A 26,168-nucleotide genomic window follows, 5' to 3' on the forward strand; every position below is an offset into this window, starting at 1 on the left:
CAGAAATTATGGCAAGTATTATCAGTCCCAAAGCAGACGTTTCGCCCAAAGCAAAGATTGGCGACAACTGCAAAATATACCCCTTTGTCTATATCGAAGACGATGTAGTGATTGGCGACAACTGCGTACTCTACCCCTTCGTAAGTATCCTCAACGGCACACGCTTGGGCAATAACAACAAAGTGTTCCAAGGCGCAGTTATTGCTGCCTTACCTCAGGATTTCAATTTCGAAGGTGCTGAGAGCTTTGTGGAAATTGGCAACAACAATACCATCCGCGAGAATGTTGTCATCAACCGTGGCACATACGCAGGAAGCAAAACCGTATTGGGCAATAAGAACTTCCTGATGGAAGGTGCACATATCTCCCACGATACTGTAGTGGGTGATGGCTGTGTATTCGGCTATGGTACGAAGATTGCCGGTGACTGCGTCATTGGCAATGGTGTCATCTACAGCACTTCGGTGGTGGAGAATGCCAAGACTCGTGTGGGCGACCTCGCCATGATCCAGGCAGGTACTACCTTTTCGAAAGACATTCCTCCCTACATCATCGCAAGTGGCAAACCTGTGAAATACAGCTGTCCTAACAATGTCATCATGGAAGCAGCAGGTTTCGACCCACGTGTTCGCAAGCATATTGCCAACGCCTACCGCTTGGTATTCCACGGTCAAACATCAGTTTTCGATGCCGTCAACCAGATCAAGGATCAGGTGCCCGATGGTCCAGAGGTGCGCAACATCATTTCGTTTATCGAAGGTACCAAACTTGGCATCATCTCTAAGATGTAGTCCAACCGCTTGGTAATTCCACCGAGCACAACAAACAGTAACCATCCACTACAGTTTGTTTGTAGCCGGAACATCATAATACTTTCATCCGCAATACCGAGACATTTGGTATTGTGGATGATTTTGTTTTTGTTAGGATCTCAAAGCAAAATCAGCAAATATCGATAAATTGTTTTTGCATTCCATCTAACAACCAATTATGGACTTGTTATCCACAAAAGATACAGCATCTATTGATTGACTACTCATCTCTATCAAAGGCGTTTAGTTATTTTTTACGCAGAGTCTATGCAAAAGAGTCTATAAATAAGTTAAATAAAATAAAAAACAAGCATAGAGAGTGACAAAGGCGGACATCTGGGTTTTGTGATATTGTATCTTTGCAAACCAACCTGAGAATAAATTCTCAAACAAGAAGGCACCTTGGTAACAAACTATTGATCGTACAATTAAAAAAGGTGTTTATGTTTACAGAAACGACATTCAACAACCCAAACTGGTTACAACAGAAGGACCATGAGTCTTCAATTAACACCCGACTGGTTCTCGTTAACTTCTCGTTCGTCGCTCGTTCGTTATTCGTTAGTCTATCGTAGACCGATCGAGAACCGAACGAGGATCTATCTAAGAACGAAAGATGAACGAGAAGTTATCGAAGACACGACGAAAAAATGTCAAACCTGACGAGAATGGCAGACTTCAATTTCCGGACTCTTTCTGGTTATGCCAAACAAATACAAAACGCCCCCGTAATGCATTTAATAACTTACTGAGCAAGGGATGCCAACTGCAACAACCCGATCCCGAATGGCATCAAGCTGTTCATGGGTAGCTTTGAGAAGTCCATGGGCAGGTGTTTCTCGGTCTATCGTATAAACCATTACTTGTTGAGGTGCAATCGTCTTGACCGCTTCAAGCCAAGGAACCACATATTCCTCAGCAGTATTATCCACACTTTCACCATTACAATCCCCACGCATAAACATCGTCTGAATGATGACATGTCCGTTGAAAGCCTTCATACGTTCAATAATCTGGTTGACGTCATAGTTGCCAGCCGGACGATCCACCCGAAGGATGTAAGCGCTATCCACGGTATCGAGTTTGAGAATATTGTCATCCACCTTCATCAGCGCATCATGTACCGATTGACGATGAATCTGCGTAGAGTTGCTCAACACACAGACTTTGGCATCCGGACAATATGCATTACGCAAACGAATGGTATCATCTATAATTTCCGGAAAATGGGGATGACATGTCGGTTCACCATTTCCAGCAAACGTCAGCACATCGGGCAACTGTCCCTCGCTTTTCATACGCTGTAGTGTCAGTTGGAGTTTTTCTGCAACATCCTGCCTTGTAGGCATCGTTTGTTTAGGTCGATGATCCTCGTTGAACCCACATTCACAATAGATACAGTCAAACGAGCAAACCTTGCCATCGGCAGGAAGCAGGTTGATGCCAAGCGAAATTCCCAAGCGTCGGCTATGAATGGGACCGAAGATGGGAGATGGATAGATAATTGTACTCATAAATCCAAATGTTTTGTTATCGACTGCAAAATTAGCAAATAAAACGTAATTTGTTTTGCAATCTGAGTGAATTATTGTAATTTTGCAAGAAATTAGGTATATTACGGACATTTAGGAACAATGGCAAAAAAAAGAAAAGCTATCAGTTGTCGTAGAGGTATGCAGGGAGTCACCTTATGCATCAGTACCGCCATGGTACTTATCTTGCTTGGAATGGTGGTATTCTCCGTACTATTGGCACGCAACTTATCCAACCACATGAAAGAAAATCTGACCATGAGCGTCATGTTGAAAGACTATGTCACGGTCAATCAGGGCCACCTGCTCTGCCGCGATCTCTATCATAAGCCTTGGTCACACCATATCGACTATATCAGTAAAGAACAGGCACAGCGCGAACAGATTAAGGAGTTGGGCAGCGACCCATCAGAGTTTCTCGGCTTCAACCCGTTTCCTGCCACACTGGAGATATGGCTCAATGCCAACTACGCCAACCGCGACTCCTTGCGCATCATATCCAAAGAGTTACGCAAGGATGCCCGCATTAGCGACGTAGCATATATGGAAGACCTTGTGGATCAAGTCAACTACAATCTGAGCCGTATCAGCATCATCCTCCTTGTGCTTGCCATCCTGCTGACATGCGTTTCCTTCTCGCTCATCAGCAATACTGTCCGACTTAGCGTCTATGCACGACGTTTTCTCATCCACACCATGAAACTTGTGGGTGCCTCTTGGGGATTCATCCGTCGTCCGTTCCTTTACCATGCCATGGGAGTGGGTATCATCGCTGCACTCATAGCCATTGCCGTATTGGGCGGATGCTTCTACGGACTCTACGTGATGCAGCCTGGCATACTAACCGTCATCACTTGGGTGGAACTTACTATCACCGGCGTAGCAGTATTTCTCTTCGGTTTGCTCATCACAGCCCTCTGTGCATGGCTTGCCGTCAACCGTTTCTTGAGAATGACAGCTGGCGAACTCTACAAAATCTGACAACACATCAATTTGCGAACAATACATTATGAACAAAAGAAATCTCGCTTTTGACCGCACCAACTATCTGCTTTTGGCATTAGGCATGGCTATCGTCATCATCGGATTCATTCTGATGAGTGGCAGCGGTTCCGACTTAGAGGCATACAATGCCGACATCTTCAGCACACGCCGCATCACCATAGCTCCTATCACCTGCTTGTTCGGGTTTGTATTCATGATCTATGGTGTGATGCGCAAGCCCAAAAACACCGAGACAACAGCTAACGAAACAGAGGAGGGTTGCGCACAATGAATTGGTTTGAAGCACTTATACTCGGACTCATCCAGGGACTGACAGAGTATCTCCCCGTCAGCAGTAGCGGTCACCTCGCCATTGGCGCCTATCTCGTCGACATCAACGGTGAAGACAACCTCACTTTCACCATCATGGTACATGTTGCCACGGTATTGAGCACCTTAGTTATTCTGTGGAAAGAAATCGACTGGATACTGAAAGGACTCTTCAAATTCCAGATGAACGATGAAACCAAATACGCCCTCAACATCATCATCTCTATGATACCTGTGGGCATCGTGGGTGTGTTCTTCAAAGACCAAGTAGAGGAAATATTCGGTTCGGGCCTGCTCATAGTAGGTTGCATGCTTCTCGTAACAGCACTACTTCTGTCGTTCTCCTACTTTGCCAAGCCCCGTCAGCGTGAAAACATCAGTCCACTGCATGCTTTCATCATCGGTTTAGGTCAGGCTCTTGCCGTACTGCCCGGACTCTCCCGTTCTGGCACTACCATTGCCACAGGTCTCCTATTAGGCAATAAGAAAGAAAAGATGGCACAGTTCTCGTTCCTCATGGTCATCCCTCCTATCCTTGGTGAGGCATTACTCGACCTATTGAAAGGACTGAAAGGAGAAGAAACCCTTGGCGGCATCGACACCTTCCCCATGGTAGTAGGATTCGTTGCAGCCTTCTTGTCTGGATGCCTTGCCTGCAAGTGGATGATCAACATCGTGAAGAAAGGCAAGCTCATCTATTTCGGTATCTATTGTGCCATAGCAGGTGCTATCACCATCATCTGCTCACTCATTTAATACTCACATTTACCTTATGCCCCTGACCTGGTTAGGACATATTCTAAATAAAATATATGAATTTTACACAAGGAGAAGTCATCTATATCGATAAGCCCTATCGCATGTCGAGTTTCGGCGCGTTGGCACACATCCGCTATCTCGTATCCCGTAAGATTGGTGTAAAACGAGTGAAGATGGGACATGCAGGAACACTCGATCCCCTTGCCACTGGTGTACTCATACTATGTACCGGCAAAATGACCAAGGAGATTGAGCGCATGCAGTACCACACCAAGGAATATACAGCCACGCTGCAACTCGGTGCTACCACAGCCAGCTACGACAAAGAGCATACCGTCAATATGACCTACCCCACCCAGCATATCACACGCCAGCTCATCGACGACACGCTGCCACAATTTCTCGGTGATATCCAGCAAGTGCCACCACAGTATTCGGCAGTCAAGGTAGCCGGTGAACGTGCCTACCGCATGAAGCGCAACGGCGAAGAAGTGAAGCTTGCAGCCAAAACCGTACATATCGACGAGATTGAGGTAACGTCATTCGACCAACAGCTCATGCAGCTCTCCATCCGAGTGGTATGTGGAAAAGGCACTTACATCCGGTCGCTTGCACGCGACATCGGTCGCGCATTAGGAAGCGGTGCCTACCTCACCGCACTACGCCGCACCCGTTTGGGCGAAGTCAGCATCGAACATTGCATCCAGATGGACGATTTCCCTGCATGGCTTGCCCAACAAGACATAGAAGACATCAAGAAGAAAAAAACAACTTAAAAAAAACTATAAGCAATGAAACTGTCACAATTTAAATTCAAGTTGCCCGAGTCACAGGTAGCCCTTGAGCCACCACACAAAGCATTCGAAAATGAAGACGGAACCATTGATAAAGTATATCGGCGCGATGAATGTCGCCTGATGGTTGTACACCGCAAAAGTGAAACATTCGACATCTTCAAGAAAGATGATGAAGGAAACGACACCAATCAACCGCTGTTATTCCGCGACATCATCAACTATTTCGATGAAGGTGACGTAATGATTCTCAACGATACAAAGGTGTTCCCTGCACGCCTCTATGGCACCAAAGAAAAGACCGACGCAAAGATTGAAGTATTCCTGCTTCGCGAACTCAATGAGGAACTGCGTCTTTGGGACGTACTCGTAGAACCAGCACGTAAGATACGTATTGGCAACAAACTCTTCTTCGATGAAGACGGGCCTATGGTAGCAGAAGTCATCGACAATACCACCAGCCGTGGACGCACATTGCGTTTTCTCTACGACTGTCCCCACGATGAGTTTAAGCGCGAGCTCTTTGCCTTGGGCTCTGCCCCACTACCACGCTATATCGTTGACAAACGTGATGTAACTCCCGAAGACGAAGAAAACTTCCAGACCATCTATGCCCGCCATGAAGGAGCTGTTACCGCTCCAGCCTCAGGTCTCCATTTCAGCCGCGAAGTGATGAAACGTTTGGAAATCCGTGGTATCGACTTCTCCTACATCACCGTACACTGTGGTCTTGGCAGTTTCGACGCCATTGAGGTAGAAGACCTCACCAAGCACAAAATGAATTCCGAGCAGATGATTATCGACAGTAAAGCCTGCTCTACAGTCAATAATGCCAAGAAGGAAGGCCGTAAAATCTGCGCCGTCGGCATTTCTACCCTACGTGCTACAGAGAGCGCCGTCGGCACCGACTGCATGTTGAAAGAGTTTTCTGGTTGGACCAATAAGTTCATCTTCCCACCCTACAACTTCAATCTGGCAGATTCGCTGATAGCCAATTTCTATCATCCCGAATCAACCATGATGATGGCAACCGCCGCCTTCGGTGGTTACGATCTCATCTACAACGCCTACGAAGCTGCCGTCAAAAATGGTTTCATGTTCGGTTGCTATGGCGATGCAATGCTCATCCTTAATGACTAACATTTCTCAGCAACAGACAGAGACAACAAGCGACGATCACCTCCATGAGGTGTATCTCGCTTTAGGTTCCAATCTGGGCAACCGTCAGGAAATGCTCGACGAGGCAGTTAGACAGATAGGTCGCCGCATCGGCAAGGTCATTCGTCGATCATCATGGATAGAGACCGAACCTTGGGGGTTTGAATCTTCCAACCGTTTCCTCAACGGCGCAGTATGTTGTCACACCAATCATACGCCCCACGAAGTGCTTCTGCTGACGCAAGCCATTGAACGCGATATGGGTCGTAAGCGCAAAACCGATAGCCATCATGGCTATTCTGACCGCACAATCGATATCGACATACTGCTCTATGACGATCTGCGAATAGACAGTGCCGAGCTAGTCATTCCCCACCCGTTAATGGAAGAACGCGATTTCGTAATGATTCCCCTTCACGAAATTCTGCGAAAAGTTATGTAGCGAATAATTGATACTACAATGTAATCAAGCATCATGCTGACGGTAGATAAACATCACGTCAATATGCTATAACAAAAATTATCCCGCTTTCTCTTACGAGTCAGCGGGATAATTTTTGTTATGTACCTTTCGTTATTACTTACGCAGTCCGAGGGCTTTGATCAGTTCACGATAGCGGTTGATGTCCTTGTTGTAGAGATACTTCAAGAGTTTACGACGACGACCTACCATTTTGGTCAAGCTACGAGCTGTACCGAAATCCTTGCGGTTCTGCTTCAGATGCTCGGTGAGGTGACTGATGCGATAGGTGAACAGAGCTACCTGGCTTTCGATAGAACCGGTGTCAGTAGCCGACTGTCCGTGCTTCTCGAAGATTTCTTTCTTCTTAGCTGAATCTAAATACATAATTGTTGATGATTTAATTAAATTGTTAATAATATGACATCTTTCAGATGCTCCCCGTCTTCATCACGGCGGTTCACATTTTCAAATGCGGGTGCAAAGGTACGAATAAGTGAGCGAAAAACCAAATAAAACCTTATATAATTATTTATTTTCATAATGCGAGTAGCTAAAATTGGACGTTTTCGTTAAACCATGAGCAGAATAAAGCTCGCTTTAATTATGCCATGGCGAGAAAAAGTGCCATGACTATGGAAGATTAGAGGTAGGAACATCTCCCTTCTGCTACCTTTATTTTCCCATTCGTTTCCCAATTTTTAATAGGAACTAGAAAAAGAGCACATCAATCACCAAAACGCAGCCTGTTAGCAGGAAATCCCCTATAACGTATGCATTTATGCATTATTCCTCAAAAAAACGTTAAAAAGCAAGCAAAAAGGCCGTGTTAGTTCCAAAAAAATGTTACTTTTGTGCAAACAAATCATACACTTCAATAATTATAAAACAAAAACTATGGAACAGCAGCAAACAGGAAGCAGATCCTATTTGATTTCTATTGTGATGGTTGCCGTATTAGGCGGCCTTCTTTTTGGTTATGACACCGCAGTAATCTCTGGCGCAGAGAAAGGACTTCAAGCCTTCTTTATGGGAGCTAAAGACTTCCAATATACCGATTTCTGGCATGGCTTCACCAGTTCAAGTGCCCTCATCGGTTGTATCATCGGTTCAGCCATCTCTGGTTTGCTCGCTACAAAATTTGGAAGAAAACGTTCATTGATATTCGCCGGCACCATGTTCTTCATATCGGCATGGGGTTCTATGTGTCCTGAGAGCATGTTGTTGCCCGAAGGCAAACCCACCCTCACCCTGCTCATCGTGTTCAATCTCTATCGTGTGATAGGTGGTATCGGCGTAGGCCTTGCCTCTGCTGTTTGCCCCATGTATATTGGTGAGATTGCGCCAAGTGGTATTCGTGGCATGTTGGTATCATGGAACCAGTTTGCTATCATCTTCGGACAGTTGGTGGTTTATTTCGTCAACTTCTTCATCCTTGGCGACCATATTGCCCCAGCCATTGCAAGTGTTGGTGGCGGTTTGAACGAAATACTCAACGGCACAGAAGCCCAATGGGCTATCGAGACTGGCTGGCGCTATATGTTTGGATCGGAAATGATTCCAGCCGGACTGTTTGCCATCCTCATCTGCTTTGTACCTGAGACACCACGCTATCTTGCTATGATTGGCGAAGATGCCAAAGCAGAGCGCATCCTTGCAAAGATCAATGGTGCAGCAGCAGCCAAACAGATTCTGTTTGACATTAAGAACACCGTTACAGAGAAGACCGAGAAACTCATGACCTACGGATTCCTTTGCATCTTTGTTGGTGTGATGTTGTCGGTATTCCAACAGGCAGTAGGTATCAATGCTGTGCTCTATTATGCCCCACGCATCTATGAAGCCATGGGTTTCGACAATCCTATGATGCTTACCGTATTCAACGGCATCGTCAATCTGAGCTTCACCTGTGTAGCAATCTTCACTGTAGAGAAGCTCGGTCGTAAGCCCTTGCTCATCGTTGGTTCTCTCGGCATGGCAATAGGTGCTATCGGTGTAGCATGCACCTTCGGCAATCCCGAACTGCAGCTCGTCTGCATGGTATCTATCATGATCTATTCAGCATCATTCATGTTCTCATGGGGTCCCATCTGCTGGGTACTCATCGCCGAAGTATTCCCCAATACCATCCGCGGTGCAGCAGTAGCCATTGCCGTAGCCTTCCAGTGGATATTCAACTGGATCGTATCAACATCGTTTGTCCCCTTGGCCAACAGTCTGGGTTATTGGTTCACCTATAGCCTCTATGGTGTTATCTGTGTGCTGGCAGCCCTCTTCGTATGGAAGTTGGTACCTGAGACCAAAGGCAAGACCTTGGAGGATATGACCAAACTCTGGAAAGACAGAAAATAAGAATAAAACAAAAGAAATGAATATGAAACGTATCTTAGTAGCAGAAGACAACGAAAGCAACTACGTGCTGATGACTTACGTATTGAGAAATCGATATGAAGTGGTACGCGCCAGCAACGGCAAAGAAGCTGTTGAACTGTCTGACCAACAACAATTCGACTTAATCATGATGGACATGAAGATGCCCGTGATGGATGGTCTTGAGGCAACACGCCTCATCAAGGAGAAACATCCAGACCTCCCCATCATCGCATTGACTGCAAACGCTTTTGAAACCGACCGCCAAGCCACATTTGAAGCAGGCTGCTGCGATTTCATGTCGAAGCCATTTAGCAGAGAAAAGTGTTTGGAAACCATCGCAAAGTATATCGGTGAATAAATCCGAAACCTCACTACCAGTACGATAGTCACACGATGACAACTATCGTCTGCTTCTAAAGAAATCTTGCATAAGTTGGCGACATTCTTCCTCAAGAATGCCGCCACTTATCGTTGTACGAGGGTGTAATGCCTTGGGGGCATAGACATGGAATCCTCGTTTATCGTCGGCAGCACCATAGACAATACGCGGAATCTGCGACCAGCCCAATGCACCTGCACACATAGGACAGGGTTCTACGGTAACATAGAGTGTGCAATCGGTCAGATACTTTCCTCCCAATTCGTTTGCAGCTGCCGTTATGGCTTGCATCTCAGCATGCGCAGTAACATCGTTGAGAGTTTCCGTGAGGTTGTGGGCACGGGCAATAACCCTGCCCTGACATACGATTACAGCACCAATAGGTATTTCACCTGCTGCTCCAGCAGCTTCAGCTTCCACCAATGCCATACGCATATAGCGTTCGTCGGTTTTCAATTGTTCTTCTTGTGTCATGGTTGCGAAATTACAAAAAAATAGTTGAATATCCTCAGAAAAGGATCATAAATGCAGAAGAAAACCGTTTTCACACTAAAATCTCATATACCTTGTTTCATTTAATAAAGGTACACATGCTTGCGTACGCGCACGCGTTATCATCAAACACCTGCTATCAAACAGCCATCAAAACAGCAAGTTGCCTGCTGTTGTAAGCAAGAGAAATCACAGGCGAATGGTCGTACCACCTACACATATAGTTAATTCAGTTTTCAAAAAAATTCGACCACTCGACCACCGATACTTGCATCATACTATCCTTCAATCTATTATAGGTGTGGTCGATTGTCATTTTGTGGGGTTTTCGACCACCATTCGACCATCATCCGATTTTGGTTTTCACTAACCAGTGATTACCATCTTAAGTAGGCAGCACCTCGGGAATAAAAATAAAAACGAGTTTTTATTTTGTATTCCATTCGGTTTGCACTACCTTTGAAAGGATTTCTTAAGTAGGCGGCATCTCAGGAATAAAAATAAAAACGAGTTTTTATTTTGTATTCCATTCGGTTTGCACTACCTTTGTACTATGAAAGAAAAAATAGTGTATATCGAGGAGACAGATTCCACGAACCGATGGCTGAGAGAACATGGCAGTGATGAAGACTGTGTGGTATGGGCAAACTATCAGACAGATGGACACGGACAAGGATCAAACCATTGGGAATCGGAACGAGGCAAAAACCTCACGTTCTCGGTATTGATGCACCCCACACACGTACCAGCCAACCGACAGTTTCATATCTCTATGGCAGTATCACTGGCGGTGACCGACGCATTAGGACAATATATAGGCGACTTAAGCGTGAAATGGCCTAACGATATCTATTGGCGAAATGCTAAGATCTGTGGCATGCTGATAGAAAACAGACTGAAAGGCATGCAGATATGCGATAGCATTGCGGGCATAGGCATCAACGTAAACCAACGCGAATTTCAAAGCGATGCCCCAAACCCCATATCGCTCTGGCAGATAACCGGACAGGAAACCAACCGGCAAGCACTATTGGAAGATATTATCTGTCGCATTGAAAGCTATATGCTGCAGGATGTAAGGGAACGCTACATGCAGGCCCTATACCGCCGAAAAGGCTTTCACCCCTACTGCGATGCGCAAGGCGCTTTTATGGCACGCATAGAAGATGTGGAGGAAGACGGACACCTGGTACTGATGACCGAAGATGGGGAGCAACGCCGCTATGCTTTCAAAGAAGTATCGTTTGTGATCTGAACACCCCTACTACATGATGATAGACAATAATCAATAAAAAACAAAGATAATATGGCAAGATTTAAGAGAATCCTTCTGAAGCTCTCTGGTGAGAGTTTGATGGGCAATCAAGGTTACGGCATCGACGCAGAACGCCTCAGCGACTATGCCCGACAAATTAAGGAAGTCAGTGAGATGGGCGTACAGATTGGTATCGTCATCGGCGGTGGCAACATCTTCCGCGGACTTAGCGGCAGTCAGAAAGGCTTCGACCGCGTGAAAGGCGACCAGATGGGCATGTGTGCCACAGTAATCAATTCGCTGGCACTATCATCAGCTTTGGGAGCTATCGGTGTGAAGAACAAGGTGCTGACAGCCATCCGCATGGAGCCTATCGGCGAATTCTACACCAAATGGAAAGCTATCGAGGCGATGGAAGCAGGACAGGTATGCATCTTCTCTGCAGGTACTGGCAACCCCTATTTCACTACCGATACCGGCAGTAGTCTGCGTGGCATAGAGATAGAAGCCGACGTGATGCTGAAGGGCACACGCGTGGATGGCATTTATACCGCCGACCCCGAAAAGGACCCAACCGCTACTAAGTTTGACGAAATCTCCTATAAAGAAGTATTGTCACGCGGTTTGAAGGTCATGGATCTTACCGCTATCTGCATGTGTCAGGACAACAATCTGCCTATCTATGTATTCAACATGGACGTGGTGGGCAATCTGAAGAAAGTCATGGAAGGTGAGGAAATTGGAACCCTCGTACATCCTTAATCCCACTTACTTATACCAACAAAGCGAGCCGCAACACAGAATGTTGCGGCTCGCTTTGTTATTGATATACTATTTGGATTATTTCTCTTCCTTGAAATCGACGTATTCTCCATCGCCATCATCAAAGATCTTCTTGTTTTCACGACCTCTGCGGTCTATGATGGTTTCACCAAATTGTGTCGTGGTATGCACCTCGACAGGATCTTCCTCTACCGTTTCATTCTCCCATCGACTATTGGTATAACCAGCCGTCTGTGCACGACGGTCATACTGTTGGCGCTGCCGTCCAGTCTCATTGCGATACTGTCTGGCATGTTCGCCTGCAGCATCACGCATCTGTCTCTGCATGCGGCGAATCATTCGCAACACCTGTCCCCCCACAAGTAGGACAAGAAACACGATAAAGAAAAAAACAAAGAGGATCATTCCTCCTATGGCTTTAAGCATGACTATAGGGTTTACTTATTTCTTCTTGTTGATATTGGTAAACAATGACAATACCACATACCAGGCAATGATAACGGCAATGCCGCTGACCTGGAGCAGTAAGAGCAATGGAATGCAAGAGAGAATGAATATATACTTCACCTCGTTGCCACGCCATCCCCAATGTTTAAACTTCAAAGCGAAAAGGGGAATCTCAGCGATAAGCAGATAGCTGGTGAAGAAGATGGCAGCCACCACAACATAAATGCTGTAGGGTAATGCCTCAATAGCTTTGCCACTACCCACAATCAAAGACCCCCAAAAGAGGGCATTTGCAGGAGTGGGCACACCGATAAACGATGTGGTCTGACGCTCATCGAGATTGAATTTAGCCAAGCGCAACGCTGAGAAGGCAGCCATCACAAAGGCGACATAAGGCAACAGGGAATATAATCCTCCCATGCCTTCAACCTGACAATACAGATAGTCGAAGAGGATTGCAGAAGGTGCAAAACCAAAAGTGATGTCATCAGCCAACGAGTCGAGTTCCTTACCAATGGGTGAGCTAACACCAAGGAGGCGTGCACTCATACCATCGAAGAAGTCGAATACCGCACCAATAACGATAAACAGCAATGCCTTATCCCATTCGCTGTAGAATGCCATACATGTTGCGATGCACCCAGAGATGAGATTGCAACAGGTTATGGTGTTAGGAATATGTTTTTTGATGCTCATAATGTAGAATTCGTAAAATGTAACTGTATTACTTCAATACCGCCAATACGGTTTGGTCGCCAGTGGTAGGCTGATCCATGCGGACACGCACCTCTGTACCTATTGGCAGATAGACATCCACACGCGATCCGAGCTTGATGAAGCCTAAGTGCTCGTCGATGTTACATTCCTCTTCAGCCTTTGCATAGGTAACTATGCGACGGGCCATAGCACCGGCAATCTGTCTGACCAGCACATCCTCACCTTCTGGAGTGGTAATCATGATGTCTGCATGCTCGTTTTCCTCACTGGCTTTGGGCAACCAAGCCTTGTGATAATTTCCATTGTGATGACTCACAAACTTCACCTTACCGTCAACGGGAAACCAGTTGGCATGCACATTGAGCGGACTCATAAAGATGCTGATGAGCAAACGCTTATCGTGGAAATAGACATTCTCATCCACTTCCTCAATTACAACGATCTTTCCATCGGCAGGTGCCACGACCATCTTGTGGGTATCTCCATTGAAATAACGGATAGGACAGCGATAGAAATTGAGCGCCAGCATCCATGCCGTGCCCAAACCAAGTATGCTAATCCAAAAAGGAATCTTCGTATCGAAGGCAAACCACAATCCGATAGCCAAAACAATGATAAGTATCATGCTAATGGCCAATTCGCTTGTACCTTCACGGTGTATTCTAATTTTCTTAAGTTTCTTTAGTCTTTTTCCCATACGTAGTGGTACGATTGTTTTATTCCATCTGCAAAGGTACGCTATTTTTATCTATTTCACAAATTTTTTATTCCATTCTTTTGGAGTTCTCACCTTTTAGGCGTAACTTTACACCACATTTATCAAACAATAAACAATAGATATGCAAGATTTCATACATTTACACGTCCACACCTATTACTCTATTCTCGACGGTCAGTCGAGCATTAAGAAACTGGTGGATAAAGCCGTTGGGAACGGCATGCGCGGCATGGCCATCACCGACCACGGCGACATGTTTGGCATCAAGGAATTCCACGATTATGTGGGCGGTGTCAACAAGGGACGTAAGAAGGAAGGTCTCGAGCCTTTCAAGCCCATATTCGGATGTGAGATGTATGTGGCTCGCCGTGGTAGCAAGGAGAATCGCCAAGGCAAGGAAGACATGGGCGGTTACCACCTCATTGTGCTCGCTAAGAATTATAAAGGTTATAAGAATCTGATCAAACTGGTGAGCAATTCCTGGGTTGATGGATTCTATATGCGCCCTCGTACCGACCGTGCCGACTTGGAGAAATACCACGAAGGACTCATCATCTGCTCGGCATGTATTGCCGGCGAAGTGCCCAAAAAGATTCTTGACGGTGATATGGCTGGTGCACGCGAAGCTTTGGAATGGTATCACCGCGTGTTTGGCGACGACTATTATCTTGAACTGCAGCGCCATGAAGTGCGCGATCCCCACCAGCGTGCCAACCGCGAAACCTTCCCTTTGCAGCAACAAGCCAACAAGGTATTGATAGAACTGGCACACGAATACGGCATCAAGCTCGTCTGTTCAAACGATGCCCACTTTGTGGATCAAGAGAATGCCGAGGCCCACGACCACTTGCTCTGCCTCTCTACGGGTAAGGATTTGGACGACCCTACACGTATGCTCTACTCCAAACAGGAGTGGTTTAAGACCCGCGAAGAGATGAACGAGGTGTTTGCCGACATTCCCGAAGCCCTCTCGAACACAACCGAAATACTCGATAAGGTTGAGATCTACAGTCTCGACCACGACCCTATCATGCCTTTCTTCCCCATCCCTGAATCGTTTGGTACCGAAGAAGAATGGCGCCAGAAATACACCGAACAACAACTCTACGACGAGTTTACCACCGACGAGAATGGTGAAAACCCTCTCTCGCCAGAGGAAGGAGAGAAGAAAATCAAGAAACTTGGCGGTTACGACAAAATATACCGTATCAAGTATGAAGCCGACTATCTGGCAAAACTCGCCTATGAGGGTGCCCGCAACCGCTATGGCGACCCTATCCCCGACGAGGTGCACGACCGTGTAAAGTTTGAACTGCACATCATGAAGACGATGGGTTTCCCCGGCTACTTCCTCATTGTGCAAGACTTCATCAACTCTGCACGCGATGAACTCGGTGTAATGGTAGGCCCCGGACGTGGCTCTGCTGCCGGTTCTGTGGTAGCCTACTGTCTGGGAATTACAAAGATTGACCCGTTGAAATACGACCTGCTGTTTGAGCGTTTCCTCAATCCCGACCGTATCTCACTCCCTGATATCGATACCGACTTCGACGATGACGGACGTGGTAAAGTGCTGAAATGGGTGGAAGATAAATACGGTCATGAGAACTGTGCGCATATTATTACCTATGCGTCGATGGCAACCAAAAACTCGCTGAAGGACGTGGCTCGCGTGGAAAAGCTGCCCCTTGCCGAAGCCAATGCCCTCTGTAAAGCCATTCCCGACAAGTTGCCCGATGGCAAAAAGATGAACCTCACCAATGCCATAGCCTGCGTGCCGGAGCTGCGCGATGCCGAGGTATCGACCGATTCGAAGATGGCAAACACTATCAAATATGCGAAGATGTTGGAGGGAACGGTGCGCGGTACGGGTATCCATGCCTGCGGATTCATCATCTGTCGAGACCCCATCAGCGACTGGGTGCCGGTATCTACTGCCGACGACCCCGATTTCAAGGGTGAGAAAACCAACTGCACCCAATACGATGGTCACGTCATTGAATCGACCGGACTGATCAAGATGGACTTCCTTGGACTGAAGACACTGTCGGAGTTGAAGGAGGCCTGTGCCATTATCAAGCAGACCCGTGGCATAGAAGTGGATCTCGATACCATCCCGATAGACGATGCCAAGACCTACGAACTCTATCAGCAAGGACGCACCATCGGTACCTTCCAGTTTGAATCGGCAGGTATGCAGAAGTATCTTCGCGAGCTCCACCCTACCGTTTTCGAAGACCTTATCGCCATGAACGCCCTCTACCGACCGGGGCCAATGGACTATATCCCATCGTTTATCGCGCGTAAAAACGGCAAAGAGGAAATCTCCTACGATATTCCCTGCATGGAGAAATATCTGAAAGACACCTACGGCATCACCGTTTATCAAGAGCAGGTGATGTTGTTGTCACGTCAGTTGGCAGACTTCACCCGTGGTGAGAGTGATGCGCTGCGTAAGGCGATGGGTAAGAAGAAAAAGGACATCGTTGATGCGATGAAGCCTAAATTCATCGAAGGCGGCAAGAAAAACGGACACGATCCTAAGGTATTGGAGAAGATATGGGCAGACTGGGAGAAGTTTGCATCCTATGCGTTCAACAAGTCACATGCGGCATGTTACTCATGGGTGGCATTCCAGACAGCCTATATGAAAGCCAACTACCCTGCCGAGTTTATGGCAGCCATCATGAGCCGACGTCGCGATCAGATTACAGAAATCACCAAACTGATGGATGAATGTAAGGCCATGGGCATTGCAACACTGGGTCCCGATGTGAACGAGAGCTATCAGAAGTTTGGTGTGAACAAGAAAGGAGAGATACGTTTCGGTCTCGCAGCCATTAAAGGCGTGGGCGACCCTGCCGCCATAGCCATCATTACCGAGCGCGAGAAAAACGGTCTTTACAAGGACATCTTCGACTTTGTGCAGCGTGTAAGCCTCAGCGCTGTCAACCGCAAGACGATAGAAAGTCTTGCGCTGAGCGGTGGCTTCGACGGTTTCCGTATTCCGCGCGAAAATTTCTTCGCAAAGAACAACAAGGGCGAATCGTTTCTCGACACCCTTGTGCGCTACGGACAGATGTATCAGGCCGAGCAGCAAGAGGCGCGCAACTCACTCTTTGGTGGTGAAAACGCTGTGGAGATAGCCACACCGCCCATTCCCAAAGGCGAACAGTGGAGCAACATTATGCGACTAAACAAGGAGCGCGATCTGGTGGGCATCTATCTTTCTGCCCATCCGCTCGATGAATATAAAGTGGTAATTGACGCACTTTGCAACACCAAATGTGCCGAACTGGCAGACATCAATGCATTGGCAGACCGCGAAACAGTGGTGCTGGGCGGTATTGTCACCAATGTGGAACAGAAGTTTACCAAGCGCGGTGACCCCTGCGGCTTTGTCACCATCGAGGATTTTGAAGGTTCAGGGCGTCTTGCACTATTCGGCGAAAGCTGGGGACAGATGCGCGGCATGTTTGAAGTGGGAGCCACGGTCTATGTGACCGGCAAGGTGGTTTCGCGCTACTCTCAGTATGGCAATAAAGATGACAACGGCCCTAAAGACCTGCGCGTCTCCTCAGTAGAATACATGCAGAGTGTCAAGGACAAAGCCATTGAGCGCATCACCATCTCTATCGACGTATCGCAACTCGACTCACAGATAGTGACCGAACTAGGCGAACTGGCTCACGAGAGTCCTGGCAAGACTCAGCTGTTCTTCCAATTTGTGGATCAGAGCAAGCGCCGCCGCATACTGTTGCGCAGCCAATCGACCGCTATTGATGTGAAACCCGCATTGCTCAACTATATAGAGCAATCGTCTGCCCTGTCGTATAAGATTAACTAAACGGGGAAAATGGCACGATGTTTGCCTTTTAACCCATGAGTGTATAAATACCTATAGTATTAATTAACAAACTTACAATTATGGAATTGAATGTCACAAACGAAAACTTTGCAGAGCTGAAAAACAGCGATCTGCCCCTTGTAGTAGATTTCTGGGCCACATGGTGTGGTCCCTGCCGCATGATAGCTCCTATAGTAGAAGAGTTGGCAAAAGAATATGAAGGTCGCGTCAATGTGGCTAAGTGTGATATTGAGGAGTGTGAAGATATTGCCGCCGAACTGGGCATTCGCAACATCCCCACCCTGCTGTTCATCAAAGGCGGACAGGTTGTTGACAAGTTGGTAGGTGCCCAATCCAAGACTAAGTTGCAGGAGAAGATTGAAAATCTGCTGTAGTACCAATACCCTGACAACAATGACAAGCATTGAAGAAGAGCTTCTCATGGACGAAGAGAACGATGCCCGTGAGGCGGAATATATTCTCCACACCTTGTCCAGCGAACTTCAAGACCGATACACCACCGATGATATCCGTACTATGATGGATCTCATCGTGGAGTATTACTACGACAGCGGTATGCTGGAGTGTACCGATGCGGAAGTAGAGATAGACCTTCAGGATGTGGCAGACTATGTGGCCAAGCATGCCAAGGAGTACCACGAGAAGGATTATCCGGTAGAAGACGTGTTCTTTGTGGTGCAAGCCGATTTCGACTGGCAGGAACAAAACCTGTAGGAGCCACTCTCGGTTCTGCTACCGCCATACCAAGAACAGGAGGCAATCACGACCTGAAGTCGGTGATTGCCTCCTGTTATGATATGGTTGAGACGGATCAGAACGTCAGCAGACGACTACCGTCGGCTTGTTCTTCGATGGTGACGCGGACGGTATCATCGGGCAATACGTCTTCAATGAGTTCGGGCCACTCTATCAGACAAAGTGCCCCTGAGTAGAAATACTCTTCGTATCCCATGTCATAGACCTCTTCGAGTTTCTTAATGCGATAGAAATCGAAGTGATATACAGGTTGTTGTTCGCCGTCAGTATATTCGTTGACGATGGCAAAGGTGGGCGAAGTGATGACATCGTCACACCCCAGTTCTTCACAAAGTGCTTTGACAAATGTGGTTTTTCCTGCACCCATCTTGCCATAGAAGGCAAAGACACGCGAGCTACCGATATTCTCGATAAACTGTCGTGCGGCGCTTCGTATGGTGTCGAGACCGTTGATAGTGATTTCCATATCTTTATTGTTTTATCTGTTATCTGTTTTTTCCTTTCAGTGTGACCAGTGGGATGATCATCTCTTCCATAGAGATGCCGCCGTGCTGGAACGTGTTGCGATAGTAGGCAACATAGTAGTTGTAGTTGTTGGGATAGGCCAGGAAGGTGTTGCCCGTGGCAAACACATAACTGGTGCTTATATTTGGCGAGGGCAGAAAGACGCTCTTAGGATCTTTGACGGTAAACACATCGCGGCTTTCACAAGCGAGGTTGCGTCCCAACTTATAGCGCAGATTGGTGTTGGTATTGCGATCGCCAATGATTTTCACCGGTGTATCGGTGCGAATGCTGCCGTGGTCGGTGGTCAGCACAACGCGACAGTCTGTCTGTGACAACCGATGGAGCAACTGGCTGATGGCGGAGTGGCGAAACCAAGAGAGCGTCAGCGAACGGTAGGCAGCCTCATCGTGAGCGAGTTCGCGCACCATCTTTGATTCGGTTCGGGCATGCGACAACATATCGATGAAATTGACCACCACAACATTGAGGCTGTTGCGTTGCAAGAGTTCGTCGGCTTCTGCCAAGAGTTGTTCGGCTTCATCGGTGGTGTTGATCTTATGATAGGAGAAGGTATCGCGACGACGCACGCGGTCGAGGAAAGCTTGTATGAGGTGTGGCTCATTGAGGTTTTTGCTCTCTTCGGCATCTTCTTCAGTCCACCAATCGGGATAGCGTTGCTTGATTTCGCTGGGCATCATTCCTGCAAAGAGGGCATTGCGAGCATATTGCGTGGCAGTGGGCAGAATGCTGCAACACAGTTGTTCGGTGATGTCGTAATCGGTCAGTTCGGTTTCGATAGCCTTCCACTGGTCGTAGCGGAAATTGTCGAACACCACGAGAAAAACTCTCTCACCCTGTTTGAGCATAGGCAATATGTGGTGTTGCATGACGTCGTGGTTCATCGTGAAATCGTGGTGTTGCATCCAATCGGCATAGTTGCGCTTCACGAATTTGGCAAATCCGAGATTGGCTTCTGCCTTCTGCATGCGGAGCATGTCTGCCAGTGCAGGATCAGCCGAAACGAGCTTGAGTTCCCAATCTACGAGTTGTCGGTAGAGCGCAGCCCAATCGTTCCAACAGCAACAATCCATCATTTGCATGGATATTTGCTGAAAATGCTGCTGATAGGCAGTTTGCGTGGTTTCTGCCACCAGTTCTTTACGATGGATAAGTTTTTTGAGCGAGAGCAGAATCTGATTGGGGTTGACGGGTTTGATGAGGTAGTCGGCAATATTGCGGCCCACCGCTTCGTTCATGATATTCTCTTCTTCGCTCTTCGTCACCATGACTACGGGCACCGTGGGTTGTATCAGTTTGATCCGTTCGAGCGCTTGCAGTCCGGTAATACCGGGCATCATTTCATCGAGCAGAATCACATCGAACTGCTGTTGCTGACAGAGTTCTACGGCGTCGGTACCGTTGGTAGCGGTCACGACATCGTAGCCCTTTCTTTCCAGAAAGAGCAGATGAGGACGGAGCAGTTCCATCTCATCGTCAGCCCAAAGTATTCGTCCGTTGGTCATTGCTTATTATCAATATGTGTGCAAAATTAGTGTTTTTTTCTGAAAAAACCTGCTTTCGCTACTGATAAATGCCATCTGCCTTGGTCATCGACCGCACATGGACTGCCCCAAAACGTCAGCTATCACTGATTAAAATAGCAGATAGAAAAGTAAATTCAATGAATTTGCTGAGGAAACTCCGAATTTCAGTCCGTATTTTTCGCATGCCTTGGATAGTTCTCCAACGATATCGCCTTCTCCGTTTTTGTATGGAGTATTGCGGATACAATAGTCGGTGGCATGTGTTGGCCAAAGACAGAAACCATCATGGTGCTTGGCGGTAATAATTACGCCCTTCATACCTGCGGCAACCAAGGTCTTTGCCCACTGTTCACAATCCAACTTTTTGGGATTGAATGTCTTCACATCAGTATTGCCATATCCCCATTCCTTATCGTTGAATGTATTGAGGCCGAAGTGGATGAAGGCATAAGTTGGTTGTTTTAAGTTATTGATATTTTATTTATTATAGTTTATTCAACAGCCTGTATCTTGCCATGAGGCAGGCTCCTGTAATGCCGGCAAGTCCTTTGAGGCTTGAGGTCACTATCTGCGAATCCTCGTTCATGATGTTGAGCGAGAATTTCTTAATGCCCATCCTTACCGGAAGTGTGAGGTAATCGCCTGTTACTGACATTTCTCCACCGATGACCAACATTTCTGGATTGAAGATGTTGATGACGCCAGCCAACTGTTTGCCGAGTTCGTCAGCATTTGTCTGCAATGAAGCAAGACTGAGCACATCTTCTTTGGCGATAGCGTCGAGAAGGTCTTGCAGGGTGAGTTCCTCTTTCTTGTTGAGCACCTTATCAGAGAGGATTGACGTCTTTCCATTCAAGATTTTCTCTGTCAGTTTTCTCTTAAGTGCCCTTCCTGAAACTGCTGTTTCTATGCAACCGATCTTTCCGCAATGGCAGATGATGTTATTATTATAGGCTGTCATGTGTCCAAATTCGCCAGAATATCCCGACTTTCCGTAGTAGAGTTTGCCGTCAATAATAATGCCGATGGCTAAGCCCCAACATACGTTGGCAAAAATGACATTCTTCAGTCCTTTGCTTCGTCCCTTGATAAACTCAGCAAATGTCATGCTTCTTGTGTCGTTTTCGATGCAGACGGGAATCTGAATGAGTTTGGTGAGTTTACTGGTCAGCGACTCCTCAAGGAAGGTAAACATGTTATAGGCATTTCCCTCAAAAGGATTCACACGCTCTGCGATATTCACGCAAATTTGGAGGATTTCTTCTTTAGCGTAAGGAAGTGTAGCAATGAAATCGTTGATAATCTTAGCCATTTGCTCCAGATTCTCTGGAGTATTTTCGTATGTATAAGGAACTCTTATCTTTTCTGTTATCAGATTGCCGCAGAAATCGCTTGCAGCAAGAGCCAAACAGTCCATTTCTGGATTCACTCCCACGAAATAGCCAGCTGCCGGCATGAGGTCATAGACCATTGGTATGCGTCCGGCAGAGTTATCTTTCTTCCCTGCCTCTCTTACAAGCCCTGCCTTCATGAGTTCGTTGATGGCGCATGTAGTAGTAGGAAGACTTACTCCGACCGCCTTCGACATCTCAGGTATTGTAAAGGCACCTTGCGAGACAAATTTCTCCAATATACGCCCTTGAACTGAGGATTTCTTATTTATATTTTTAATATTTTTTAATTATATCACAAAATATAAATAATATTTTTTATTTGCAAAGATAGTCTTTTTTAATATTCATAACTATCATTTTGTGGTTAATAAATATTAAACCGATAAATATTATCTGTTTTCATCTAAACTTTTCAGCAACAATTCACCCTACACCTTAATTATATATAGAATACAAGCAAAGAAGCACAGCCTTGTTTTTACACCAGCAAACGCATCATACGTTACACACCAACAATTTCTCCCAGCATACTCCCATAACCTTCTGCTAATAAATCAGACTTACTTGGGAGGCAGTTGGGACTTACTTTGGATTTACACAAAAACACCTCTCACGCACAACCAACCACAACCCGAAGACATCCCGAAACCATCCCGAAGATAAAGAAAATCAATACACTTGTGAAAAACAAACCAAATTTTCACATGCAAATGACTAAAACCACAAACGCCCAATCTAACATCCACTATCCACAAGCCACTACAAACAGGCCCAGCACAAGCAAAAACACAACGATTTCAAGCCATTAAGACCTCATCTCAGAAAAAAAATGATACGTTTTAGAAATATTAACCATAAAACGCTTGCATTATATGATAAAACTTGTAACTTTGCAAAATAAAATATTTTAGTTGTTTTATAACTGTTAATAAATTTGTTTATAAACGAGTATTTAGCACCCATCAACGGTATTACTCAAGCAAAAACAATAAGGCAATTGAATTATGGAATACGGCGCAAAATCTTTAGTGATAGGCTTGGATTTGGGAGGAACCAATTCCGTGTTTGGTGTCGTCGATAGCAAAGGCGAGATTATAGCCACTACTTCTATCAAGACACAAGCTTACCCAAGTGTAGATCAGTATATCATGGAATCTGTAAAAGCTATCAAACAGATAGCCGAACAAGTCGGTGGTATGGAAAAGATCCGTGCCATGGGCATTGGTGCTCCATGCGGTAACTATTACAAAGGCACTATAGAACACGCAGCAAATCTGGTTTGGGCCAAAGGTATTGTGCCATTAGCCAATATGTTTGTCAACGAATTAGGAATCCCCGTTGTAGTGACCAACGACGCCAAGGCAGCAGCCATGGGCGAGATGAAATATGGAGTGGCCGTTGGCATGAACAACTTTGTAGAACTGACATTAGGCACAGGCGTAGGTTCAGGAATTGTGGCCAACGGTCAACTCATCTACGGATTCGACGGATTTGCCGGAGAGTTGGGCCACATGATTGTTGAGCCAGACGGAAGACCCTGCGGCTGCGGCAGAAAAGGTTGCCTTGAAACCTATTGTTCTGCAACGGGAGTAGTACGCACAGCAATAGCCATGTTGGAAGAATCGCCAGAAGCCACCTCTCTGAGAGATATTGCCACCGACAAGCTCACATCATACGAAGTATATAAAGCAGCAATGGCAGGAGATGCCATGGCTCAAGAAGTATTCAAACAGACAGGAAGAAGAATCGGTATCGCATGCGCCAATATCGCAACATTCCTAAGTCCCGAAGCATTCATCTTCTTCGGCGGTCTTGCCCAGGCAGGCGAACTGTTGCTCCGTCCGATAGAAGAAGCGTATAACGAAAATGTCCTTTCATTATATAAAGGTAAGGCCAGATTCTTGATGAGCGGTCTTGATGGTGCTAAAGCCGCCATTTTGGGTGCCTCAGCCATAGCATGGGACTTAAAATAAACAATTAACAGACCTCATCAGATATATAACAACAACAGAAAGTTATCCTCAAGCCATGAATTGAACTAAACATGTTTAGCAAAACTGTGACGAGAGTATAAAGACTAAAAAGACATCCTATTTAAAATTGATATTGACTATGAGACTCAATCTTAGTTCACAGATCGTACTTAACAAAGTTCCAGTTGAATTCTACAAGCCAAAGACTACCGTAGAATACTCCGAAATCTCCAGAATGGAGAAGATTCATACCGACATCTTTGCCTCTATGGCAGAAGGTGCCAGTCATGTTGCCGACGGAATCGAAGCCGGCATCAAAGCAGCACAACATGAAGGAAAGTTTTATGTAATGGCATTGGGCACAGGTTCGTCGCTCATCGCAGTCTATGAAGAACTTATCCGCCGTTATCAGACAAAGAGACTGAGTTTCCGCAATGTAGTCGTATTCAACGCCTATGAATACTATCCGCTCCAGAAGAACAGCTCTATCCGCAGCATCAACCAGTTGAAGGAGCATTTCCTCGACCATATAGATATTGAAGAACAAAACATCTTCACGCTCGACGGTTTTGTAGCGCAAGAGAGCGTACAGGATTGCTGCCGCCTTTACGAACAGCGCATCAAGTCGTTCGGTGGTTTAGACATTGCCCTTATCGGCATTGGCCGTTCAGGAAACATTGCAGCCAACGAACCAGGATCAAGCATCCAGTCGATGACCCGCATCATTCTGATAGGCAACATCTCACGTAAGGAAATGGAAGCAAGTGAGAAAACCAAGGAGACCATCCCTCCCTGCTCACTCACCATGGGTATTGCCACCCTGCTTTCTGCCAAGACCGTATATCTTACCGCTTGGGGTGAGGAAAAGGCAGAGATCATGCAGAAAGTAGTGGAAAACTCTTTCACCGACACACTTCCTGCGTCATTTCTACAGACTCACCCAGATGCTCATGTTGTTCTTGACTTAGGCGCAGCATGCCAACTTACCCGCATCGTACACCCCTGGCTGGTCACATCTTGCCAATGGACAGACAAGATGATCCGTTCTGCCTTGGTTTGGCTCTGCCAGAAAATCGGCAAACCCATATTGAAACTGACCAATAAAGACTATAACGAGAACGGATTGAGCGAGCTCTTGGCCCTATACGGTTCAGCCTATAACGCCAATATCAAGATTTTCAACGACCTGCAGCATACTATCACAGGCTGGCCCGGCGGTAAGCCCAATGCCGACGACACCTATCGTCCAGAGCGCTCTACCCCATACCCCAAGCGCGTCATCGTATTCTCCCCACATCCCGATGACGACGTGATTTCTATGGGCGGCACCATTCGTCGATTGGTACAACAGAATCACGACGTACACGTGGCCTACGAAACTTCGGGAAATATTGCTGTTGGCGACGAGGAAGTTACACGATTCATGCACTTCATCAACGGCTTCAACCAGCTCTTCACCGACTCTAAGGATAGTGTCATCTCTACCAAATACAAAGAAATCAAGTCGTTCTTTGCCAACAAGAAAGAAAGTGACTTCGACACTAAAGACGTGCTGACCATCAAGGGATTGATACGTCGCGGTGAAGCTCGTACCGCATGCACCTACAATCAAATACCCCTCGACCACGTACACTTCCTTGATTTGCCTTTCTACGAAAGCGGTAAGATAGAGAAGTTGCCTATGACTGAAAAGGACGTAGAAATCGTAAGAGCACTATTGCAGAAGGTAAAGCCTCATCAGATTTATGTAGCAGGCGACCTTGCCGATCCTCATGGCACACACAAGAAATGTACCGATGCGGTACTCGCAGCCATTGATCTTGAGAAGGAAGCAGGTGCTGAGTGGTTGAAAGACTGCCGTATCTGGATGTACCGTGGCGCATGGGCAGAATGGGAAATAGAGAATATCGAGATGTGCGTTCCACTTAGTCCAGAGGAATTGAGAGCAAAGCGCAACTCTATTCTCAAGCACCAATCCCAAATGGAGAGTGCACCATTCTTAGGCAACGATGAACGCCTGTTCTGGCAGAGAGCCGAAGACCGCAACCGCGCTACCGCAAAGCTCTATGACCATTTAGGACTGGCTTGCTATGAGGCTATGGAAGCCTTCGTAGAATACAAACCGCTATAAGA

Annotated in this window: 25 protein-coding genes and 1 pseudogene; 15 read left to right on the forward strand and 11 right to left on the reverse strand. The window is 46.5% G+C overall.

The features are described 5' to 3' along the window. The first annotated feature begins 8 nt into the window (after positions 1 to 8). Positions 9 to 791, forward strand: a complete 783-nt coding sequence (gene lpxA / locus CIK88_RS11520; protein WP_094391280.1) for an acyl-ACP--UDP-N-acetylglucosamine O-acyltransferase — start codon at positions 9 to 11, stop codon at positions 789 to 791. A 758-nt stretch (positions 792 to 1,549) separates the two neighbouring features. On the opposite strand, the gene CIK88_RS11525 is transcribed toward lpxA, so the two are convergent. Beyond that, on the reverse strand, positions 1,550 to 2,326 hold the full coding sequence (locus tag CIK88_RS11525; RefSeq protein WP_094436599.1) for a radical SAM protein: 777 nt from the start codon (positions 2,324 to 2,326) through the stop codon (positions 1,550 to 1,552). A 120-nt stretch (positions 2,327 to 2,446) separates the two neighbouring features. Here CIK88_RS11525 and CIK88_RS11530 point away from each other — a divergent pair, with 120 nt between their 5' ends. From CIK88_RS11530 to folK, 6 genes are read left to right on the forward strand one after another with little or no spacing between them, the layout of a single operon-like run. Beyond that, positions 2,447 to 3,325, forward strand: coding sequence for an ABC transporter permease (locus tag CIK88_RS11530; protein ID WP_094391278.1), 879 nt, complete (start codon positions 2,447 to 2,449; stop codon positions 3,323 to 3,325). Positions 3,326 to 3,353: 28 nt separating this feature from the next. After that, positions 3,354 to 3,620 carry a DUF3098 domain-containing protein gene (locus CIK88_RS11535; protein WP_094391277.1) on the forward strand — a complete coding sequence of 89 codons (267 nt, stop codon included), beginning with the start codon at positions 3,354 to 3,356 and terminating at the stop codon, positions 3,618 to 3,620. Further along, positions 3,617 to 4,414: an undecaprenyl-diphosphate phosphatase gene (locus CIK88_RS11540; RefSeq protein WP_094436601.1), complete on the forward strand. Its 798-nt coding sequence runs from the start codon at positions 3,617 to 3,619 to the stop codon at positions 4,412 to 4,414. The genes CIK88_RS11535 and CIK88_RS11540 overlap by 4 nt, the downstream gene beginning before the upstream one ends. A gap of 56 nt (positions 4,415 to 4,470) precedes the next feature. Next, positions 4,471 to 5,193 (forward strand): tRNA pseudouridine(55) synthase TruB, encoded by a 723-nt coding sequence (gene truB, locus CIK88_RS11545; protein WP_094436603.1) that lies wholly within the window; start codon positions 4,471 to 4,473, stop codon positions 5,191 to 5,193. A gap of 15 nt (positions 5,194 to 5,208) precedes the next feature. Beyond that, positions 5,209 to 6,351: a tRNA preQ1(34) S-adenosylmethionine ribosyltransferase-isomerase QueA gene (gene queA, locus CIK88_RS11550; RefSeq protein WP_094391274.1), complete on the forward strand. Its 1,143-nt coding sequence runs from the start codon at positions 5,209 to 5,211 to the stop codon at positions 6,349 to 6,351. Next, on the forward strand, positions 6,344 to 6,811 hold the full coding sequence (folK, locus tag CIK88_RS11555) for a 2-amino-4-hydroxy-6-hydroxymethyldihydropteridine diphosphokinase (protein WP_094436605.1): 468 nt from the start codon (positions 6,344 to 6,346) through the stop codon (positions 6,809 to 6,811). Before queA ends, folK begins: the two co-directional genes overlap by 8 nt. A 135-nt stretch (positions 6,812 to 6,946) precedes the next feature. Here the strand turns inward: folK and rpsO are convergent, their stop codons facing one another. After that, a complete protein-coding gene (gene rpsO, locus CIK88_RS11560) occupies positions 6,947 to 7,216 on the reverse strand; it encodes a 30S ribosomal protein S15 (protein WP_094391272.1) in 270 nt (89 codons plus the stop codon). 510 nt (positions 7,217 to 7,726) lie between these two features. Here rpsO and xylE point away from each other — a divergent pair. Together xylE and CIK88_RS11570 are read left to right on the forward strand one after the other, a co-directional pair. After that, on the forward strand, positions 7,727 to 9,181 hold the full coding sequence (xylE, locus tag CIK88_RS11565) for a D-xylose transporter XylE (protein WP_094436607.1): 1,455 nt from the start codon (positions 7,727 to 7,729) through the stop codon (positions 9,179 to 9,181). A gap of 22 nt (positions 9,182 to 9,203) precedes the next feature. Then, complete coding sequence (locus tag CIK88_RS11570) at positions 9,204 to 9,560, forward strand: response regulator (protein WP_094391308.1); 357 nt, start codon at positions 9,204 to 9,206, stop codon at positions 9,558 to 9,560. A 42-nt stretch (positions 9,561 to 9,602) separates the two neighbouring features. Here CIK88_RS11570 and CIK88_RS11575 read toward each other — a convergent pair whose 3' ends face one another. Beyond that, positions 9,603 to 10,055 carry a nucleoside deaminase gene (locus CIK88_RS11575; protein WP_094436609.1) on the reverse strand — a complete coding sequence of 151 codons (453 nt, stop codon included), beginning with the start codon at positions 10,053 to 10,055 and terminating at the stop codon, positions 9,603 to 9,605. Between the two features lie 571 nt (positions 10,056 to 10,626). On the opposite strand from CIK88_RS11575, the gene CIK88_RS11580 reads away from it, so the two are divergent. Next, the gene (locus CIK88_RS11580) at positions 10,627 to 11,328 is read left to right on the forward strand and encodes a biotin--[acetyl-CoA-carboxylase] ligase (protein ID WP_094436611.1); all 702 of its coding nucleotides are present in this window, start codon (positions 10,627 to 10,629) and stop codon (positions 11,326 to 11,328) included. A gap of 51 nt (positions 11,329 to 11,379) precedes the next feature. Next, positions 11,380 to 12,090, forward strand: coding sequence for a UMP kinase (gene pyrH, locus CIK88_RS11585; protein WP_094436613.1), 711 nt, complete (start codon positions 11,380 to 11,382; stop codon positions 12,088 to 12,090). 78 nt (positions 12,091 to 12,168) lie between these two features. Here the strand turns inward: pyrH and CIK88_RS11590 are convergent, their stop codons facing one another. The 3 genes from CIK88_RS11590 to CIK88_RS11600 are packed head-to-tail and all read right to left on the reverse strand — an operon-like array spanning position 12,169 to position 13,972. After that, positions 12,169 to 12,537, reverse strand: a complete 369-nt coding sequence (locus CIK88_RS11590) for a DUF4834 family protein (RefSeq protein WP_094391267.1) — start codon at positions 12,535 to 12,537, stop codon at positions 12,169 to 12,171. A gap of 15 nt (positions 12,538 to 12,552) precedes the next feature. Beyond that, positions 12,553 to 13,254: a CDP-diacylglycerol--serine O-phosphatidyltransferase gene (pssA, locus tag CIK88_RS11595; RefSeq protein ID WP_094391266.1), complete on the reverse strand. Its 702-nt coding sequence runs from the start codon at positions 13,252 to 13,254 to the stop codon at positions 12,553 to 12,555. A 28-nt stretch (positions 13,255 to 13,282) separates the two neighbouring features. Continuing rightward, the gene (locus tag CIK88_RS11600) at positions 13,283 to 13,972 is read right to left on the reverse strand and encodes a phosphatidylserine decarboxylase family protein (protein WP_094391265.1); all 690 of its coding nucleotides are present in this window, start codon (positions 13,970 to 13,972) and stop codon (positions 13,283 to 13,285) included. Between the two features lie 142 nt (positions 13,973 to 14,114). Between CIK88_RS11600 and dnaE the strand changes: the two genes are divergently transcribed. After that, on the forward strand, positions 14,115 to 17,840 hold the full coding sequence (gene dnaE / locus CIK88_RS11605; RefSeq protein WP_094391264.1) for a DNA polymerase III subunit alpha: 3,726 nt from the start codon (positions 14,115 to 14,117) through the stop codon (positions 17,838 to 17,840). An 80-nt stretch (positions 17,841 to 17,920) separates the two neighbouring features. Beyond that, a complete protein-coding gene (gene trxA, locus CIK88_RS11610; RefSeq protein ID WP_094391263.1) occupies positions 17,921 to 18,235 on the forward strand; it encodes a thioredoxin in 315 nt (104 codons plus the stop codon). On the opposite strand, the gene CIK88_RS12835 is transcribed toward trxA, so the two are convergent. The 5 genes and pseudogenes from CIK88_RS12835 to CIK88_RS11635 form a co-directional block, all read right to left on the reverse strand. Further along, entirely contained in the window at positions 18,201 to 18,566 is a 366-nt protein-coding gene (locus tag CIK88_RS12835) for a hypothetical protein (RefSeq protein WP_371591591.1), read from the reverse strand. The two genes, trxA and CIK88_RS12835, sit on opposite strands and share 35 nt — an antisense overlap. Positions 18,567 to 18,672: 106 nt before the next feature. Next, positions 18,673 to 19,083, reverse strand: a complete 411-nt coding sequence (gene tsaE / locus CIK88_RS11620; protein WP_094391261.1) for a tRNA (adenosine(37)-N6)-threonylcarbamoyltransferase complex ATPase subunit type 1 TsaE — start codon at positions 19,081 to 19,083, stop codon at positions 18,673 to 18,675. Positions 19,084 to 19,102: 19 nt separating this feature from the next. Next, complete coding sequence (locus CIK88_RS11625; RefSeq protein WP_094436615.1) at positions 19,103 to 20,647, reverse strand: bifunctional response regulator/alkaline phosphatase family protein; 1,545 nt, start codon at positions 20,645 to 20,647, stop codon at positions 19,103 to 19,105. 174 nt (positions 20,648 to 20,821) lie between these two features. Continuing rightward, positions 20,822 to 21,130, reverse strand: a pseudogene (locus tag CIK88_RS11630) (alpha-L-fucosidase); the annotation flags it as partial. A 22-nt stretch (positions 21,131 to 21,152) separates the two neighbouring features. Then, complete coding sequence (locus CIK88_RS11635; protein WP_094436617.1) at positions 21,153 to 22,256, reverse strand: ROK family protein; 1,104 nt, start codon at positions 22,254 to 22,256, stop codon at positions 21,153 to 21,155. Between the two features lie 810 nt (positions 22,257 to 23,066). On the opposite strand from CIK88_RS11635, the gene CIK88_RS11640 reads away from it, so the two are divergent. Together CIK88_RS11640 and CIK88_RS11645 are read left to right on the forward strand one after the other, a co-directional pair. Then, on the forward strand, positions 23,067 to 24,035 hold the full coding sequence (locus tag CIK88_RS11640; protein ID WP_094436619.1) for an ROK family protein: 969 nt from the start codon (positions 23,067 to 23,069) through the stop codon (positions 24,033 to 24,035). 139 nt (positions 24,036 to 24,174) lie between these two features. Next, positions 24,175 to 26,166, forward strand: a complete 1,992-nt coding sequence (locus CIK88_RS11645; protein ID WP_094436621.1) for a glucosamine-6-phosphate deaminase — start codon at positions 24,175 to 24,177, stop codon at positions 26,164 to 26,166. Positions 26,167 to 26,168 lie beyond the last annotated feature (2 nt).

The organism is Prevotella sp. P5-50 (assembly GCF_002251295.1).
GTDB lineage: Bacteria > Bacteroidota > Bacteroidia > Bacteroidales > Bacteroidaceae > Prevotella.

Bases quoted from the DNA above. Each gene is read 5' to 3' on its own strand.
- lpxA (WP_094391280.1), top strand. From the start codon at position 9: ATGGCAAGTATTATCAGTCCCAAAGCAGACGTTTCGCCCAAAGCAAAG.
- CIK88_RS11525 (WP_094436599.1), bottom strand. From the start codon at position 2,326: ATGAGTACAATTATCTATCCATCTCCCATCTTCGGTCCCATTCATAGC.
- CIK88_RS11530 (WP_094391278.1), top strand. From the start codon at position 2,447: ATGGCAAAAAAAAGAAAAGCTATCAGTTGTCGTAGAGGTATGCAGGGA.
- CIK88_RS11535 (WP_094391277.1), top strand. From the start codon at position 3,354: ATGAACAAAAGAAATCTCGCTTTTGACCGCACCAACTATCTGCTTTTG.
- CIK88_RS11540 (WP_094436601.1), top strand. From the start codon at position 3,617: ATGAATTGGTTTGAAGCACTTATACTCGGACTCATCCAGGGACTGACA.
- truB (WP_094436603.1), top strand. From the start codon at position 4,471: ATGAATTTTACACAAGGAGAAGTCATCTATATCGATAAGCCCTATCGC.
- queA (WP_094391274.1), top strand. From the start codon at position 5,209: ATGAAACTGTCACAATTTAAATTCAAGTTGCCCGAGTCACAGGTAGCC.
- folK (WP_094436605.1), top strand. From the start codon at position 6,344: ATGACTAACATTTCTCAGCAACAGACAGAGACAACAAGCGACGATCAC.
- rpsO (WP_094391272.1), bottom strand. From the start codon at position 7,216: ATGTATTTAGATTCAGCTAAGAAGAAAGAAATCTTCGAGAAGCACGGA.
- xylE (WP_094436607.1), top strand. From the start codon at position 7,727: ATGGAACAGCAGCAAACAGGAAGCAGATCCTATTTGATTTCTATTGTG.
- CIK88_RS11570 (WP_094391308.1), top strand. From the start codon at position 9,204: ATGAAACGTATCTTAGTAGCAGAAGACAACGAAAGCAACTACGTGCTG.
- CIK88_RS11575 (WP_094436609.1), bottom strand. From the start codon at position 10,055: ATGACACAAGAAGAACAATTGAAAACCGACGAACGCTATATGCGTATG.
- CIK88_RS11580 (WP_094436611.1), top strand. From the start codon at position 10,627: ATGAAAGAAAAAATAGTGTATATCGAGGAGACAGATTCCACGAACCGA.
- pyrH (WP_094436613.1), top strand. From the start codon at position 11,380: ATGGCAAGATTTAAGAGAATCCTTCTGAAGCTCTCTGGTGAGAGTTTG.
- CIK88_RS11590 (WP_094391267.1), bottom strand. From the start codon at position 12,537: ATGCTTAAAGCCATAGGAGGAATGATCCTCTTTGTTTTTTTCTTTATC.
- pssA (WP_094391266.1), bottom strand. From the start codon at position 13,254: ATGAGCATCAAAAAACATATTCCTAACACCATAACCTGTTGCAATCTC.
- CIK88_RS11600 (WP_094391265.1), bottom strand. From the start codon at position 13,972: ATGGGAAAAAGACTAAAGAAACTTAAGAAAATTAGAATACACCGTGAA.
- dnaE (WP_094391264.1), top strand. From the start codon at position 14,115: ATGCAAGATTTCATACATTTACACGTCCACACCTATTACTCTATTCTC.
- trxA (WP_094391263.1), top strand. From the start codon at position 17,921: ATGGAATTGAATGTCACAAACGAAAACTTTGCAGAGCTGAAAAACAGC.
- tsaE (WP_094391261.1), bottom strand. From the start codon at position 19,083: ATGGAAATCACTATCAACGGTCTCGACACCATACGAAGCGCCGCACGA.
- CIK88_RS11625 (WP_094436615.1), bottom strand. From the start codon at position 20,647: ATGACCAACGGACGAATACTTTGGGCTGACGATGAGATGGAACTGCTC.
- CIK88_RS11635 (WP_094436617.1), bottom strand. From the start codon at position 22,256: ATGTCGAAGGCGGTCGGAGTAAGTCTTCCTACTACTACATGCGCCATC.
- CIK88_RS11640 (WP_094436619.1), top strand. From the start codon at position 23,067: ATGGAATACGGCGCAAAATCTTTAGTGATAGGCTTGGATTTGGGAGGA.
- CIK88_RS11645 (WP_094436621.1), top strand. From the start codon at position 24,175: ATGAGACTCAATCTTAGTTCACAGATCGTACTTAACAAAGTTCCAGTT.